The 17,309-nt window shown below is 76.1% G+C and carries 4 protein-coding genes and 3 pseudogenes; all 7 read right to left on the bottom strand.

Annotated elements, in window-relative coordinates; translation table 11 throughout:
• Nucleotides 1-78: 78 nt before the first annotated feature.
• A pseudogene (locus ABEB13_RS05130) lies at nucleotides 79-7,231 on the bottom strand (amino acid adenylation domain-containing protein); the annotation flags it as partial.
• 18 nt (nucleotides 7,232-7,249) lie between these two features.
• Nucleotides 7,250-7,903: a phosphopantetheine-binding protein gene (locus ABEB13_RS05125; protein WP_345709544.1), complete on the bottom strand. Its 654-nt coding sequence runs from the start codon at nucleotides 7,901-7,903 to the stop codon at nucleotides 7,250-7,252.
• Between the two features lie 144 nt (nucleotides 7,904-8,047).
• Nucleotides 8,048-8,838, bottom strand: a pseudogene (locus ABEB13_RS40285) (AMP-binding protein); the annotation flags it as partial.
• 290 nt (nucleotides 8,839-9,128) lie between these two features.
• A pseudogene (locus ABEB13_RS05110) lies at nucleotides 9,129-13,552 on the bottom strand (amino acid adenylation domain-containing protein); the annotation flags it as partial.
• A 254-nt stretch (nucleotides 13,553-13,806) separates the two neighbouring features.
• Nucleotides 13,807-16,044 (bottom strand): lantibiotic dehydratase, encoded by a 2,238-nt coding sequence (locus tag ABEB13_RS05105; protein ID WP_345704475.1) that lies wholly within the window; start codon nucleotides 16,042-16,044, stop codon nucleotides 13,807-13,809.
• A 48-nt stretch (nucleotides 16,045-16,092) separates the two neighbouring features.
• Nucleotides 16,093-16,353, bottom strand: coding sequence for an acyl carrier protein (locus tag ABEB13_RS05100; protein ID WP_345704474.1), 261 nt, complete (start codon nucleotides 16,351-16,353; stop codon nucleotides 16,093-16,095).
• Entirely contained in the window at nucleotides 16,256-17,290 is a 1,035-nt protein-coding gene (locus tag ABEB13_RS05095; RefSeq protein ID WP_345704473.1) for a threonine ammonia-lyase, read from the bottom strand. The genes ABEB13_RS05100 and ABEB13_RS05095 overlap by 98 nt, the downstream gene beginning before the upstream one ends.
• Nucleotides 17,291-17,309: the final 19 nt, after the last annotated feature.

The following is a 17,309-nucleotide window of genomic DNA, read 5'->3' as shown; positions in this document are numbered from 1 at the left end:
GCCGAGCACCGCCGCGAGGTCGCGGACGAGCGGCTCGGCGAGCATGGACATGTGGTCGCCCTCGCTGACGTGGACGGTCAGGCCGCCCTGCGCCAGCTCGCGCCAACGGGCCACGTAGGCCTGGAAGTCGACGTCGAGTCCGGGCATGGGTTCGCCGGCCGGGAGCCCGGCGGCGAGCGTGCCGACCACGAGGTGCACATGGCCGGGGTAGGGCCGCACCCGGTAGTCGGCCAGGGCGGTGAGCAGCGAGTGCCAGACCTCGATGGGGGCGTTCTCCACCAGGGCGGCCTCACCGGGGCTCATGCCCGCGCCAAGCAGCAGCGCGGTCAGTTCGGCCGTGGCGGTGTCGCGTTCGCGGGACGGCGGCAGGGCGCGGAGCCGGTCGCGCATCCGCAGCGCGTCCCGCATGTCGCGGCCGACGCCGGCCAGCCGGGCCTGCGCCGCCGGGTTCGGCAGGTAGGGCTCGATCAGGACGAGCGGTTCGACGGTGTGGCCGGCCTCGTGGAGCTGGGTGGCCATCTCCAGGGCGATGTTGGCACCCATCGACCAGCCGAGCAGGTCGTGCGGGCCGTGGCCGCCGTGCTCGGCGATCTCCGCGACGTAGTTGGCCGCGATGCCGGTGATCGTGCTCGGGTCGACGCCGCCGAGCAGGCCGCGGGCCTGGAAGGCGTGCACCGGCCGACCCGGCGGGAGCTCCCGGGCGAGCGGCACGAACCAGGCGGCGCTGCCCCCGGTGGGGTGCACGCACCACAGCGGGGCGCCCTCGCCGTCGCGCAGGCGCACTTCGGAGGTGACCGCGGCCGGCTCCGCGCCCTGGGCGGACTCCAGGGCACGGGTCGCGAGCTGGGCCAGCGTGGGCCGCTCGATCAGATCCCGTACGGAGACCGGCAGGCCGCGTTCGGCGGCCATCGCGGCGACCCGGACGGTGGACAGCGAGCTCCCGCCGATCCGGAAGAAGTCGTCGTGGACGCCGATCAGGGAGAGCCCGAGGACCTCCCGCCAGACCTCGGCGAGCACCTTCTCGGTGGGCGTGGCCGGGGCGACGTAGGCGGTGCCGCTGTCGGCGCGTTCGGCGGAGGGCAGCGGCAGCGCCCGCTTGTCGATCTTGCCGCTGCGGTTCACCGGCAGGTCGTCCAGCAGCACGAACCGGGCGGGCACCATGTAGGCGGGCATCGTCGCCCGCAGCGCACGGGTGAAGTGCTCCACCGTGGGCGCGGTGCCCGCGCGGGGCACCACGTAGGCGACCAGGGCCGCCTCGCCCGGCAGGTCGGTGCGGTGCAGCACCACCGCCTGGCGGACCTCCGGCAGCTGCCGCAGCGCGTGCTCGATCTCGCCGAGCTCGATCCGGAAGCCGCGCAGCTTCACCTGGGTGTCGCGGCGGCCGAGCCACTCCACCGACCCGTCCGGCCGGTGCGTGCCGAGGTCGCCGGTGCGGCAGAGCCGGTCGCCCGGCGCTCCGTACGGGTCGGGGACGAAGGTGGCGGCGGTCAGCGCGGGCCGGCCGAGGTAGCCGCGGCCGACGGCCTGCCCGCCCAGGTGGATCTCGCCCGGCACACCGACCGGGACGGGCTGCAGGTCCTCGTCCAGCACCAGCAGCGCGGTGTTGCGCATGGGCGTGCCGATCGGCGGGCGCCCCTGCCCGGGGGCGAGCTCGGCGGCGACCGACCAGACCGAGGTCTCGGTGAGCCCGTACACGTTGTGGAAGCGCCGGCCGCGCGCCCACGTCCCGGCCAGTTCGGCCGGGCAGGCCTCGCCCGCGACCTGGAGCACCCGCAGCTCGGGGAAGGTGTCCTCGCCCAGCACCGCGAGCGCGCTCGGCGGCAGCATGGCCGCGCTGATCCGGTGGTCGAGCAGGGTGCGGGCCAGGTCGGGGCCCGGACGCAGCGCGTCCTTGGGCGCGGTGACCAGCCGTCCGCCGTTCGCCAGCGACCAGGTCAGTTCCAGGATCGACGCGTCGAAGCCGAACGAGGCGAACTGCAGCACCCGGTCCTGCGGGCCCGGCTCGACCAGGTCGCGCTGGCCCTCCAGCATGTTCGTCAGGCCGCGCTGCGGGATCCCGACCCCCTTCGGCGTGCCGGTCGATCCGGAGGTGTAGATGATGTACGCCAGGGTGTCCGGGCCGGGTTCCCCGACCGGTCGGGGTGCCCGGTCGCCGACTGCGGGCGGCGCCCCGGCCGGCTCGTCCAGCAGCAGCACCGGCCCGCCGAACGGCACGGTGCCCGCCAGCGCGGTCTGGGTGAGCAGCACCCGCATCCCGCTGTCCTCGGCCATGAACGCGAGCCGCTCGGCGGGGTGCTGGGGTCCAGCGGCACGAAGGCACCGCCCGCCCGCAGCACACCCAGTGCGGCCCGCACCATGTCGGGCCCCCGGTCGACGCAGATGCCGACCACCGTCTCGGTGCCGACACCCAGCGCCCGCAGCCGCGCCGCGAGGTCCTCCGCCTCGACGTGCAGCCGGCCGTACGTCAGCTGCAGCGCGCCGTGCTCGACGGCCACCGCCTCCGGGGTGCGGACGGCGTGCGCCGCGACGTGCTCGTGGAACAGCAGCGGGGCGTTCTCCCGCACCGGCCCCCGGCCCCAGGTCTCCAGCGCCGTCGTCCGCGCCGGGCCGGTCAGCGCCGGCCGGGTCACCGGGCCGTGCGGGTCGGCGACCATCGCGGCGATCAGCGCGCACAGCACGTCCGCGAGCTGTTCGGCGGTGGCCGGGGCCACGTACTCCGGGTCGGCGTCCAGGGTGAAGCCGTTCACGCTCGCGTTGACCAGCAGCGGGAACATCGTCCGGGCGATCTCCAGCGACTCGTCCCAGGTGTCGTGCGACAGCCGGTGGAAGTTCACGTAGTTGAAGATCGCCTCCACCAGGTTCGGCTCGCCCGGCCGCAGCTGGGCCATCCGGGCCAGCGGCAGCCTGCGGTGCGGCAGCATCTCCTGCTCGGCGGTGAAGACCGCCCGCAGGTACTCCAGCCAGCTGCCGCGCGGGCGGGCCACCCCGAACGGCACCGTGTTGAGGAACAGCCCGCGCATCCGGTCCGCCCCCGCCACCTCCGGCCGCCCGTTGGTGACCAGCCCGACGGAGTGGCCGGCCGCGGCCTCGTCCCGCTCCGCGAACAGGCTCATGGTGTGGTGGAACGCCGCCACCAGCACCGTCCGTCGCGGCACCCCGGCCGCCTGCGCCAGCCGGCCGATCGGCTCCGCCAGCGCCGCGTACGAGCGCCGCACCTCGTGCACCGGGCCGCCGGCCGCGACCGCCCCGCGCCGGGCGAAGCGCACCGGCCGCAGCTCGGCCAGTGAGCCCCGCCAGAACTCGAGCGCGTCCGCGCTGTCCAGCGCGGCCCGCTCCAGGGCGACGTACTCCGCGAACGCGGGGGCCGCGGGCAGTTCCGGTGCCCGGCCGTGTGCGACGGCCTGCCGGTGCAGGTCGAGCAGGTCCGCGACCAGCGAGGTCAGGCTCCAGCCGTCCAGCACGACATGGCAGTCGGTCAGTACCAGCCGCAGCTCGTGATCGGTCAGCTGGTGCAGGTGGATGCGGACCAGGGGGCGGACGCCAGGTCGAACCGGCGGTCGAACTCCGCGTCGACGAAGCTCCGCAGCGCGCTGCGCTGCTCCTCCACCGGCAGGCCGCGCAGGTCGGTGTGGCCGACCGGCAGCCCGGCCGTGCGGTGCACCAGCTGGAGGGGCTGCCGGTACGACGTCAGGTCGATGGAGGACCGCAGGATGCTGTGGCCGCGCACCACCGCGTCCACGGCGGCCTGGAAGGCGTCCCGGTCGAAGCCCTCCGGCACGGTGATCTTGAGGTCGGTGACGTTGTGGTAGGCGCCGCGCCGCGGGTCGGCGAGCATCTCGTGCAGCATGCCGGCCTGCAGCATGGTCAGCGGGTACGCGTCGTCCAGGCCCTCAGGCAGCCGGGCCGCGTCCGCCGGGTCGAGCTGCGAGAACGGGGCCACCGGCGCGGGCGCCTCGCCGGCCTCGGTGGCCAGCCGCGCCAGGTCGGCCAGCGTGCGGGCCCGGAACAGGTCGGCCACGCTGAGCCCCAGGCCCGCCGAGCGGGCCAGCCCGATCACCCGCAGCGCCAGGATGGAGTCGCCCCCCAGGTCGAAGAAGTTCGCCGTGCGGCCGACCCGTTCGGTGCCCAGCACCTCGGCCCAGATCCGCGCCAGCACCGTCTCCGTCGCCCCGGCGGGCGGCACGTGCCCGGCGGCCGCCGGGGCGCCGTCCCCGGCCACCGCGGTCAGCGCGGCCCGGTCGACCTTGCCGTTGGCGGTGATCGGCAGCCGCGGGTGACGGACGAACAGCGCCGGCACCATGTACTCGGGCAGCGTCAGCCGCAGCCGCTCGCGCAGCGCCGCCGCATCCAGCGGCCGCCCCTCGGTCATCACCACGTGCGCCACCAGCCGGGCCCCGCCGTGCGGTTCGGGCCTGGCCACCACCGCGACGTCGGTCACCCCGGGCTGCACCCGCAGCGAGGTCTCGATCTCGCCCGGCTCGATCCGGTAGCCGCGGATCTTCACCTGGTGGTCGGCGCGCCCCACGTAGGCCAACTGCCCGTCGGGGAGCACCCGGACGAGATCCCCGGTGCGGTACATCCGGGCGCCGGGCGGACCGAACGGATCCGCGGGGAAGCGCTCCGCCGACAGTCCGGGCCGGTTCCGGTAGCCGCGGGCGACACCCCCGCCCGCCACGTACAGCTCGCCCACCGTGCCGTGCGGCACCAGCCGCTGCGCGGCGTCCAGCACGTACCCGTGCTGCCCGGCCAGCGGCCGGCCGATCGGTGAACGCACCGCCGCACCCACGTCCTCGGCCGTGATCCGACGGTACGTCACATGGACCGTGGTCTCGGTGATGCCGTACATGTTCACCAGCTCCGGCCGCCGCGGCCCCGGCCCGGCGAACCAGTCCCGGTAGTCGCGGACGTCGAAGGCGTCGCCGCCGAACACCACCGTGCGCAGCGCCAGATCCCCGAAGTCCGCCCCCTGCTGGGCGAGATGGGCCCGCAGGCCCTTGAACGCGGCAGGTGTCTGGTTCAGCACGGTGACCTGCTCGGCGCGCAGCACCGCGTGCACCGCGGCCGGGTCGCGGACCTCGTCCTCGGTCAGCACCACCACCCGCCCGCCGGTCGCCAGCGGCCCCCACAGCTCCCAGACCGAGAAGTCGAACGCGGGGGAGTGCAGCAGCGTCCACACGTCCTGCGGCCCGAAGTCGAAGTGCCGGTCGGCGGCGCCGAGCAGCCACGCCAGGTTGGCGTGCGTGATCTCCACGCCCTTGGGCCGGCCGGTGGATCCGGAGGTGTAGATGACGTACGCGAGATCGCCCGCCGCCGGCTCCGCGTCCGGCGCCTGCGGATCCGCCGCCGGCTCGGCGTCCGCCGGGTCCGCCAGCGGGATCACGCCCACCGGCAGGCCCTCCACGGCCGCCCGCCCGGTCTCGTCGGTCACGACCCACGCCACCCCGGCGTCGGTGACGGTGAACTCCCGGCGGGCCCGCGGGTGCGCCGGATCCAGCGGCAGGTAGGCGGCGCCGCTGCGCCACACCCCGAGCAGGGCCACCGCCAGGTCCACCGACCGGCCCAGGCAGACGCCGACCAGGTCCTCCCGCCCGATGCCGGCGGCGCGCAGCCGCCGGGCCAGCGCGGATGCCGCGGCGTCCAGTTGGGCATAGGTGAGGGTCCGGCCGCCGCCGCTGACGGCCACCGCGTGCGGGGTCCGGGCGATGTGCCCGGCGAGCCGCTCGGGCACCGGGCGAGGTTCGGGGCCCGGGTCCGTCGTCGGGTTGGCGGGGCCGCCGGGGCCCAGCAGCCGGGCGCGCTCCTCGGCGCCGAGCGGGTCCACACCGCTCAGCGGCTCGTCCGGGGCCTCGGTGAAGGCCTGCAGCAGCGTGACGACGTGGCCGGCGAGCCCGGCCACCGAGGCGGCCGCGAACAGGTCGGGCCGGTAGACGAAGACCAGCTCCAGCCGGTCGCCGTCCTCGCGCAGCTCCAGCGCCAGGTCGAACTTGGCGGTGGTCAGGTCCACGCGGAACGGCCGGCCGCTCGCCGCTCCCAGCTCGAACGTGCCCCGGCCCGCCGCCGCGTGCGTGAACAGCACCTGGAACAGCGGGTTGCGGGTCAGCTCCCGCTCCGGGCTCAGCGCGTCGACGACCCGTTCGAACGGCAGGCCCTGGTGGGAGAGCGCGCCCAGCACGCCCTCCCGCGTCCGGGCCAGCAGCGCCGCCGGGGTGGGGTCGTCGCCGAGATCGGCCCGCATCACCAGGGTGTTGACGAAGAACCCGGCGAGCTGCTCGGTCTCCTGCCGCTCCCGGTTGGCGACGACGGTGCCGATCGCGACGTCACCCTGGCCGCTGCGGAAGGCCAGCGCCGCCTGGAACGCCGCCATCACGGTCATGTACGGCGTGGTGTCCGTCCGCCGGCCCAGCGCGGCCAGCGCCGCCGCGAGCGTGCCGGGCAGGGCGACGGTGTGCACGGCGCCGACGGCGCTCGGCGCGGCCGGCCGCGGGTGGTCGGTGGTCAGGTCGAGCGGGGTCAGCCCGGCGAGCCGGGTGCGCCAGTAGGCGAGGTCGGCGGACTCGTCGGTGCCGCGCTGCCACACCGCGTAGTCGGTGTACTCGACCGGCAGGTCGGGCAGCCGGGGCGCGTCGCCCGCCGTCCGGGCCCGGTACAGCTCGCGCAGGTCGCGCACCAGCAGGTCCAGCGACCAGGCGTCCGAGACGATGTGGTGCATCGCCAGCACCAGCACGTGGTCCTCGTCGGCGGCGCGCAGCAGCACCGCCCGGAAGGCGGGCTCGGCCGCCAGGTCGAACGGCCGCACCGCGACCGCCCGGACGGCCCCGGCCAGCACGGTCTCCGACGCGGCCGACAGGTCGACCACGGTCAGGGCCTCGCCCCCGGCGGGGTGGACCCGCTGGGTGGGGACGCCGTCCTGCGCCGGGAAGGTCACCCGGAGCTGTTCGTGCCGGGCGACCAGGTCGCCGACGGCCGCCGCCAGGGCGGGTACATCCAGCGGACCGGTGAACCGCCAGGCCGCCGGCAGCAGGTAGGTGGCGGCGCCCGGGTCGAGCTGGTCGAGGAAGTAGAGGCGCTGCTGCGCGGCCGAGAGCGGGGCGTACTCGGGGCGCGGGTCGAGCCGCGGGATGCCCGCCGGCGCCGTGGCGGCCAGGCCGCGCAGCCGCTGCTCCAGCAGCCGCCGGGCCGCCGGGGACAGCGCCGGTCGTGCGGTCGCGGGCCGGATCTCCGAAGTGGTCATGGCGCGTTCCGTCCAATCTCAGTCTTGGTGGTCCACCGTCAGGGACAGGTCGATCTCGTCGTCGCTCATCGCGGAGATCAGTTCGACGAGCTGGCGCTCGACCTCGGCGGCGAGCAGCTCGACGGTGGGGTGCTCGAACAGGTCGCGCACCTGGATGGGGCAGTCGAAGGCGGCCCGCAGGCGGGACGCGGCGGCCACCGCGCGCAGCGAATGCCCGCCGAGGGCGAAGAAGTCCTCGTGCACGCCGACCCGGGCCACGCCGAGCACCTCGGCCCAGATCTGCGCGGTCACCGTCTCGGTGGGCGTGCGCGGCGCCACGAAGGCGGCGGCGGGCGGCAGTTCGACCTCGGGCAGGGCGGCGGTGTCGAGCTTGCCCTGCACCGTCAGCGGCAGCGCGTCGAGCAGCACGAACACGCTCGGCACGAGGTAGCCCGGCAGTTCGGTGCGGCAGTGCGCGGCCAGCTGGTCGGCGGCCAGGCCGCTGCCCGCGACATAGCCCACCAGGGCCGGCTCACCGCGCAGTTCGCGGACGAGCACGGCGGCGGCGTGCACCCCCGGGTGCCGGCGCAGGACCGCCTCGGCCTCGCCCGGCTCCACCCGGAAGCCGCGGATCTTCACCTGGCCGTCGCTGCGTCCGACGAATTCCAGGTCACCCGAGGGCAGTCGGCGCACCACGTCGCCGGTGCGGTACAGCCGGTCGCCCTCCTGCCCGTACGGATCGGGGACGAACCGCTCCGAGGTCAGACCCGGCCGGCCCAGGTAGCCGCGGGCCAGCTCCGGCCCGCCGACCAGGAGTTCGCCGGGAATGCCGACCGGGACGAGCGCCCCGTGGCCGTCCGCCACGTACGCCCGACGGGAGCCGAGCGGGCGGCCGATCGGCACCCGGCCCTCCACCGGATCGGTGAGCCGGTGCGCGGTGGCGGAGATGACCGACTCGGTCGGGCCGTAGGTGTTGACCACCGGCACGCCGGGCAGGTGGCCGAACCACCGCTCCAGCGGCCCCGCGGGCAGCACCTCGCCGCCGGTGACCAGCAGCCGCAGGCCAGCCAGCTCCCCTGCCACGCCGTCCAGCCGGGCCACCACCTCCTCCCAGTACGAGGGGGTGAGCTCCATGACGGTGACGCCCTCGGTGCGGACCTGCGCGGCGAGTTCCTCCACCGACCAGATCTCGTCGGGACGGATCACCACCGGGCCCCGGCGCCGAGCGCCGGCAGGATCTGCTCCAGCGAGGCGTCGAAGGAGAACGAGGCGAAGGTGAGCACCCGGTCCGCGGCGGTGATCGCGAACAGCTCGCGGGCGGCGGCCACATGGGCGGCCAGGGCGTGGTGCTCGACACCCACGGCCTTGGGCCGGCCGGTCGAGCCCGAGGTGAAGATGGTGTACGCCAGGTCCGACGGGTCGGGGGAGTGCCGTGGTCCGTCCTGCGCCGGCCGCACCCGCTCCACCGGGGTGAGCGGCACGCCCAGCGGCCCGAGCACGCCGACGGTCGAGGCGTCGGCGACCACCCGGCGCACCCCGGCCTCCGCCACCATGAAGCGCAGCCGCTCGACCGGCAGCTGCGGGTCCACCGGCACGTACACCCCGCCCGCCCGCCAGATCGCCGCCATCGCCGCCACCGACCAGATCCCGCGGTGCACGCAGACGCCCACGGCGTCCCCGGACGCACCCCGGAGGCGGCCAGCTCGGCCGCCAACCCGCCGGTGAGGGCGTGCAGTTCGTCGTAGCTCACGCTCCGGCCCGCGCAGACCAGCGCCACTGCGTCGCCCGCGTCCGCCACCGTGAACGGCTCCGGCAGCCCGACGGCCGGCTCCGCGCCCGCCGCCGCGCCCGCCGTCGCGACCAGTTCCGCGCGCTCCGCGGGTGACATCAGGTCCACCCGGTCCACGGCGGTGTCCGGGTCGGCCAGGACGGCCGCCAGTACCCGGCCCACGTGCTCGGCGAACCGCAGTGCGGTCGCGGCGTCGAACAGGTCGGCGGCGTACTCGACGTTGAGCGCGAAGCGGTCCGGGTACAGCAGGAACGCCGCCGTCAGGTCGAACTTCGCCGAGCCCCAGGGCAGCGTGAAGTCCACCACGTCGAGACCCTCGATCCGGGGCCCGCCCGCCGCGCTCTCCTGCACGTCGACCATCACCTGGAACAGCGGATTGCGCGACAGGTCCCGCTCGGGCCGCAGCCGCTCCACGACCCGTTCGAACGGCACCTCCTGGTGGTCGAAGGCGCTCAGCACCGTCCCGCGGACCCGCCCCAGCAGCTCGGCGAAGGTCGGCCCGCCGGACAGGTCCGCCCGCAGCACCACGGTGTTGACGAAGAAGCCGACCAGCCGCTCCAGCTCCACCCGGCCGCGGCCGGCCACCGGGGTGCCGACCGCCACGTCCTGCTGCCCCGACCAGCGGGCCAGCACGGTCTGCACTGCGGCCAGCAGCACCATGAACCGGGTGGCGCCGTGCTCCCTGGCGAAGACGTCCAGCCGGTCGCCGAGCGCGGCCGGGAGGGCCACCTCCACCGCGCCGCCGCGCCCCGTCCAGGCCGCGGGGCGCGGCCGGTCGGCGGGCAGCTCCAGCACCGGCACCCCGGCCAGTGCCTCGGCCCAGTAGTCCAGCTGGCGCTCCAGCTCGCCGCCCTCGGCCCGCTCGCGCTGCCACACCGCGAAGTCGCCGTACTGCACCGGCACCGGCGGCAGTGCGGCCCGCCGCCCGGCCAGCCGGGCCCGGTAGAACTCCGCCAGCTCGGCGACGAACACGTCCTTGGACCAGCCGTCGGTGGCCACGTGGTGGAAGACCACCACCGCGACGTGGTCGGCCGGCCCCAGCTCCCACACCCCGGCGCGCAGCATCGGCGGGTACTCCAGGTCGAACCGCCGGGTGGCCAGCGCCGCGGCCTGCCGGCGGACGGCGTCCAGCCGGGCCGCCTCGTCGGCACCCGCCGGGGCCGGCTGCCACTCCAGCGGGACGGCCATCGGGTCGCACACCTGCTGCGCGGGCCGGCCGTCGACCTCGACCAGCGCCGTCCGCAGCACCTCGTGGCGGCGGGCCATGTCGTCCAGGGCGCCCTGCCAGGCGGCCCGGTCGAGCCCGCCGGCGATCCGCCAGGAGAACCACAGCACGTACTCGTCGCCGACGTCGGAGGTGCGGTCCAGGAACCACAGCCGCTCCTGGGCGAAGGAGAGCGGCAGCGGCCCGGACCGGTCGACCGGGACGACCGCTGCGCCGGCGGCCGGCCGGGCCGCCGCCACCAGCGGGCCGAACTCGCGGATCCGCGGGTTCTCGAACAGCGTGCGCAGCTCGACGTCGCGGCCCAGCCGCTCGGCGACCCGGGACACCGCCATGGTGGCGAGCAGCGAGTGCCCGCCCAGGTCGAAGAAGCCGTCGTCGATGCCGACCCGGTCGACCCCCAGCACGTCGGCCCAGACCGAGGCGATGACGCGCTCGTCGTCGGTGCGCGGCTCGACGTACGCGGCGCCGCCCGCGGCCCGGTCGGGGCGGGGATCGGGCAGGGCGGCCCGGTCCAGCTTGCCGGAGCTGGTGACCGGCAGCGCGTCCAGGGCCGTGAAGTCCGAGGGGACGGCGTACTGCGGCAGCCGTTCGGCGCACCAGGCGCGCAGCGCGGCGGGGTCGAAGGACGGGGCGACCACGTACCCGGCCAGGCTCCGTCCGGTGGCCGGGTCCGGCCGGACGGCCGCGGCGACCACGCCCGGGAAGTCCCGCAGCACGGCCTCCACCTCGCCCAGTTCGATCCGGAAGCCGCGGATCTTGACCTGGTCGTCGCGCCGGCCGAGGAACTCCAGATCCCCGGTGGGCAGCCACCGCACGACGTCGCCGGTGCGGTAGAGCCGGGCGCCCGGCGGCCCGAACGGGTCGGGGACGAACCGCTCCGCGGTCAGCGCGGGCCGCCCGAGATAGCCGCGGGCCACCTCGGGGCCGCCGATCAGCAGCTCGCCCGGCACGCCGACCGGGACGGGCTCGTCGTGCCCGTCCACCACGTGGACCCGGCGGCCGCCCAGCGGACGCCCGATCGGCACCGGCCCGGCCACCGGTCCGCCCACCTCGTAGGTGGTGGAGGTGACGGTGGTCTCGGTCGGGCCGTAGGCGTTGACCACCCGGGCCCCGGGCACCGCGGCCCGCCACGCCTCCAGGGCGCCGACCGGCACGGACTCGCCGCCCAGGATCAGCAGCCGCAGTGAGGAGAGGGCCGCCGCGGCCCGGCGGTCGAGCGAGAACGCCAGCTCCGTCCAGTAGGTGGGCGGCACGTTGACGACGGTGACGCCGTGCCGTTCGACCACCTCGGGCACCTGGGTGGGCAGCCACGGCTCGTCCGGACGGACGATGACCCGGGCGCCGCAGGTGAGCGCCGGCAGCAGCTGGTCGAGCGACGCGTCGAAGGAGAACGAGGCGAACGCCAGCACCGCGTCCTCGGCGGTGATGCCGAACCGGTCGCGGGCGGCGGCGACATGGGAGGCCAGCGCGTGGTGCTCGACGCCGACCGCCTTGGGCCGGCCGGTCGAGCCGGAGGTGAAGATGACGTGCGCGAGGTCCTGCGGGTCGGGTCGGTGCCGGGGCCCGTCCGCGTCCGGCCGCACGGTGTCGACATGCACGGTCCGCACGCCGAGCCCGGCCGCGAGCCCGGCCGTCATCCGGTCGGCCACCACGGTCTCGACCCCGGCCTCCCGCAGCATGAACTCCAGCCGCTGCACCGGCAGATCGGGATCGAGCGGGACGTACGCGCCGCCCGCCCGCCAGATCGCGGCCATGGCCGCCACCGGCCAGATCCCGCGCCGGAGCAGGACACCGACCGGGCTGCCCGGGCGGACGCCGGCCGCCACCAGCGAGGCGGCCAACCCGCCGGTCAGGCCGTCGAGTTCGGCATAGGTGACGGTCCGGTCCGCGCAGACCAGCGCGACCGCGTCCGGGGCGTCGGCCACCGCGACCGGCGGCAGGTCGGCCGCCGCGGGCTCGGGCGCGGTGGTCCACTCCTCGGCCGGGCGGGCGCCGCCGGCGCCGGGCAGGCCGGCCAGCCGCCCGGCGAGCTCGCGCACCGGCGTCCGCGGCTCGTCCAGGCAGGCCCGCAGCAGCGCGACGTACCCGGCGCCGAAGGCCTGCGCGGTCTCCGGGTCGAACAGGGCGGTCGCGTACTGGAGGCGGGCGGCGATGCTGCCGTCCGGGCAGAGGTTGAGGTCGAGGAAGAAGTCCATCGCGGTGCCGGTGAGCGGCGGCGGCACCAGCTCCACGTCCAGGCCGGGCAGCCGGACGGGCTCGTGGGCGGCGTTCAGCAGGGTGAACGAGGCCTGGGCCAGCGGGTGGCGGGACAGGTCGCGCTCGCCGCCGACCGCGCCCACCACCCGGTCGAACGGGGCGTCGGCGTGCGACAGGTCCTTCAGCGCGCCCGCCCGGACCTTGTCCAGCAGGTCGCCGAAGGCCGGCCCGCCGGACAGGTCGGTGCGCAGCACCACGGTGTTGACGAACGGACCGATCAGGCCCGCCGTGCCGGGGCTGCCGCGGTCGGCCATCGTGGTGCACACCGCGATGTCGGTGCGGTCCGAGCAACGGGCCAGCAGGGCTTGGTAGACGGCGAGCAGCAGCATGTACCTGGTCGCCCGGTGCGCACGGGCCACCCGGTCGACACCGGCCACCAGGTCGGGCGGCAGCGTGAACCGGACGACGTCACCGGTGCCGTCCCAGAACCGCGGCCGGGGCCGGTCGGTGGGCAGTTCGAGCGGGGCGACCCCGGCCAGGCGCTCCCGCCAGTACCCGAGCAGTCGGTCCATCCGCGGGCCGGCGAGGCGGGTGTGCTGGGCGCGGGCGAAGTCGGCGTACTGCAGCGCGGGCGGCTCGACGCTCTCCCCCGGTAGCCGGCGGTCAGTTCGCGGAGCAGGATGTCCCAGGACCAGCCGTCGACGGCGATGTGGTGGACGACCACCAGCAGCAGGTGCTCGTCCGGGGCCAGCCGGGCCAGCGTCATCCGCAGCGGGTGCCGGGTGGCCAGATCCATCGGCCGGGCCAGCTCGGTGGCGAACACCTCCTCGGCGCTGCCCGCCTCCATCCGCTCCAGGACAGCGCTGCCGGGCGGGTCCACCCGCGGCACCGGCTCGCCGTCGACCGCGGTGAAGCGGGTCCGGAGCACCTCGTGGCGGTCCACCACGCCCTTCAGCGAGCGCTCCAGCGCCGGCACGTCGAGCGGGCCGCGCAGACGCAGCGCCAGCGGCAGCAGGGAGCCGGAGGAGTCGCGGGCGAGCTGGTCGAGGAACCACAGCCGCCGCTGAGCGAAGGATGCCGTGCGGGTGTCGTCGCCTTGCCTCGCCCCGTCGGGGGCTGCTCCTGCTGTCACTGTGGGCCTCCATGCCGGTGTTTTCCAGCAGACTGCCGTCCGGGGAGACCCGTCACCAGGGAAGAAGACGCAGCCCCGCGCGCAGCCCCGGGTGCGGGAGTTTCTTCGCGTCGGGGCATGCGGGCCCAGCGGGGCACGTGGGTGCGGCGGGGCACGCGGGCGAGTCGGGGCATGCGGGCGCGGCGGGCCGGCCCGGGTGTCCGGGCGGGCCCGCCGCGTTCGCCGCACGTGCGGGAGGGACGGGAGGCCGGGCGCTACGCCTCGTCGACCGCGACCAGCCGCAGTTCGGAGGTATAGGTTCCGCCCTGGTCGTCGGTCAGCCAGGTCTGTTCCGGCGTGGGCAGCATCTCCGTGACGGTGATCCGCCCGTCCGGGTCCTTGCGGGCCAGCCGGCGCATCGCCTTGGCGAGGACGGTGACGTAGACCGGGCTGTCGAAGTCGACGTAGAAGGGCCGGGACTCGGTGGGCGAGACCACGAACACGAAGCGGGGCAGCCCGTGTTCCTCCCGCCAGTGCCGGGCCCGGACGAACCGGCGGCCCTCGTCCTTCTCGGTCGCGAAGGCGGGTCCGGCGGCGGGCAGCCGCCAGGTCTCCCGGGCCACCACGAGCCGGTCCACGGTGACCCGCGGTGCGCGGTCGGCCTCCGGAAGGATCTTGAACAGGTCCATCGCCAGGGTGGTGAGGACGTGCGCGAACACGTCCACGGCAGGGAACTCGGCGCCGTCCGGCAGCACCACGACGAGCTCGCCGTCGCGTTCGGTCACCGCCACGTCCGCACTCATCGCCGTGTGCTCCCGGCCCGGTTCGGCCGTGAAGTCGACCAGCGCGACCTGGTGGTCCACCGGCCGGACGAGCGCGTGCCGCACCCGCGTGGAGAGCCGGGAGCGGTGCTCCTTGGGCAGCAGCGGCATGAGCCGGGGGCCGGGGTGGTCGCGGTCGGTGAGGGCGAGGAGTTCGCCCGGGTCGGGGTGCTGGTGGACGAAGAGCGAGGCGCCCAGGGTGTTGGCCGCCAGGTGGAGTTCGCCGAGCACCAGGTCGACGTCGCCGCGGGCGGCGGCCTCCGGGGAGTCCGCGGCCACCATCACGTCCGGGCTGAGGTAGTGCGCCGCCGTCCAGCCGCCGCCGCTCTCCCCGAAGCGTTCGCGGACGGGGCCGGCCACGTCGTCGAGCGTCAGCCGCACCCGCCGGGCACCCGGCGGCGCGGCCACGATCGCCGCCCAGTGCGCCTGGAACTCGTCCTGGAGCCGCGCCGCCGCCACCCGGGCGTCGCCGTGCAGGACGGGCATGCAGGCGAACCAGAACGCGGCCAGGTCCACCGGCCCCCGGGCGGCGAGCCCGGCGTACACCTCGCGGGCCCGGGACATGACCTCGGCGGCGAGCCGCGCCGTCAGCCATCCGGCACTGGCCAGCAGGGGCGCCAGCGGGGCCAGTGCGTCCCGGACGGCCGGGCCGAGCCGGGCGGTCGCGGACCGGCGGCAGTCGGCGTACACGACCGACCGGCAGGGTGCCGTGCCGGCCGCCTTCTCCCGCACCGCGGCGGTCTCGGTGAGGGCGACGAACACCCCCTCCAGCGCGGTGAGGGCGGCCACCACGGCGTCCGCGCCCTCGGCGGCCCGCACCCGGGCCCGGGCGAGTTCCAGGACGTCCAGGGCGGCCAGCCCGCGCTGCCGGGGAGCCGGGTCGCCCACCCCCTCCAGCCAGGCCCGCAGGGCGCGTTCGGGCCGTGCGCCGGCCGGGACCTCCAGCCGGTGGACCACCCACCGGCGGGCCACCAGGTCGGCCAGGACGGCGGGCACGTCGGTGTCCGGCAGCGCGGTGGCGATCGCGCGGGCCGGCCGGGTGCCGTCGCAGAGCGCCAGCACGGCCGCGGCCTGCGGGTCGACGGGCTGCGGCGGCCGGCCCGGGACCACGACCCGGTCGCCGTCCAGCCGGACGAACGGCACCCGCCGGGGCGCCACCCACGGCCGGAGCGCCGGGTCGGCGCCGATCGTGGCGGCCAGCGCGTCGATCGCCCAACTGGCGAAGTACACCTCGGTTCCGGCGACCAGCCCGCGGCCCGGATCGACGGCCAGGCCTTCGGTACCGGGGTCCCAGCGGCCCCAGCCGACGGGGCCGAAGAAGCCGATGGTGTCGTTCTTGACGCAGAACCGCTGCCAGTAGTGGGCGACCAACTCCTCGCGCTGGCGCGGCATGCTGGTGCGTCCGGCCGCGGTGGGCGTCCAGTCGAGGAACGGCCTGATGCCCGAGTCGAGCACCGGCCGGTTCTGCCACGCCACCGCCTCCCGGAAGGCGGGCGTGCGGGCGATGTCCTGGAGGGCGCGCGAGGTCTCCACGGCGGCCTCGGCGAACCCGGCGGCGAAGCCGTCCCACCGCTCGCCCGCGAGCTGCTCCCGTGGCCCGAACTTGTCGGCGGCCTCGGCGAGTCCGGCCGGTGCCAGCCGCAGCACGCCGTCGGCCGGGAACCCGGCCCGCGCAGCGCGAACTGCTCCCACAGCCGCCAGCGCCCGCCGGGCAGATACATGTCGCTCACGGCCGGCCCCTCACGCCTGGGCGAAGTCGGCGTCGACGACGGCGGCGAGGTCGGCCGGGGTCGGGTAGGCGAACACCAGGGCGACCGGCACCTCCACCCCGAGCGCCTCCTGCAGCCGGCTGGTGATCTGGAACGCGGTGAGCGAGTCGCCGCCGGCCTCGTAGAAGTCGCTGTCACGGTCGAGGCCGGGCGCGCCGAGGGACTCCCGGAAGACGGTGACCAGCAGGTCCTCGGTCGTGGCGGTCAGGACGGTGGTGTCGACGGTGGTCATGCGAGCTCCTTGAGGGGGAACGGACGGTCGCGGCCCGCAGGGCCGCGGTGGTGTTGCCGCCGGAGACGACGGCAACGGCGCGGTCGCCGCGACGGCCGGCGCGCAGCGCCCCGGCCAGGGCGACGGCTCCGCTGGGCTCGGCCTCGACCCCGCACCGGCCCAGCAGAGCGGTGGCGGCGAGGATCTCGGAGTCGGCGACCGCGACGAGGTCGTCGACCCGGTCGCGGATGATCGGGTAGGGCACGAGGCCCGGCTGCTGGCCGCGGAGCCCGTCGGCGACGGTTGCGCTCGGCGGCAGCCGCAGCGGCCGGCCGGCGGCCAGCGAGCGGGCGTAGCGGGGCGTGGCGGCGGGTTCGACGCCCACCACCCGGACGGGCCTGCCGTACGCCGCGAGGCAGACCCCGGCGAGCAGTCCGCCGCCCCCGGTGGGGACGTAGACGGTGTCGATGTCTGGCACGTCGGCGAGGATCTCGCTGCCGACCGTGCCCTGGCCCGCCACGATCAGCGGGTGGTCGGAGGACGGGACGAACGCGGCGCCCGTCTCCTGCGCCAGGTCGCGCGCCCTGACCTCGCGTTCGGCCACGCCGCCCGGCACCGTCAGGGTGCGTGCGCCGAGCGCCTGGATGAGCGCCGCCTTGGCCGGGTTGGCGCCGGCCGCGAGGACGACCGTCAGCCGGAACCCGAGGGTGCCGGCCAGCCGCGCCAGCGCGATGCCGTGGTTGCCGGAGGAACCGGTGACGATCCGGTCGGCGCCGAGCGCGAGAACGGCGTTGGCGGCACCGCGCAGCTTGAACGAGCCGCTGTGCTGGCGGTTCTCGGCCTTGATCAGCACACCGGGCAGCAGCGGGAGCACCGGGGTGCGCCGGACGTGTCCGGCGATCCGCCCGGCGGCCGAGTGCACGTCGGAGGGGCCCAGTTGGGTGACGGCGGTGGTCATGCCCGGATCTCCTTCCAGG

It is taken from the genome of Kitasatospora paranensis (assembly GCF_039544005.1).
GTDB lineage: Bacteria > Actinomycetota > Actinomycetes > Streptomycetales > Streptomycetaceae > Kitasatospora > Kitasatospora paranensis.
Note: the sequence above shows the minus strand (reverse complement) of the source record. Positions and strands in the feature narration are given on the sequence as shown.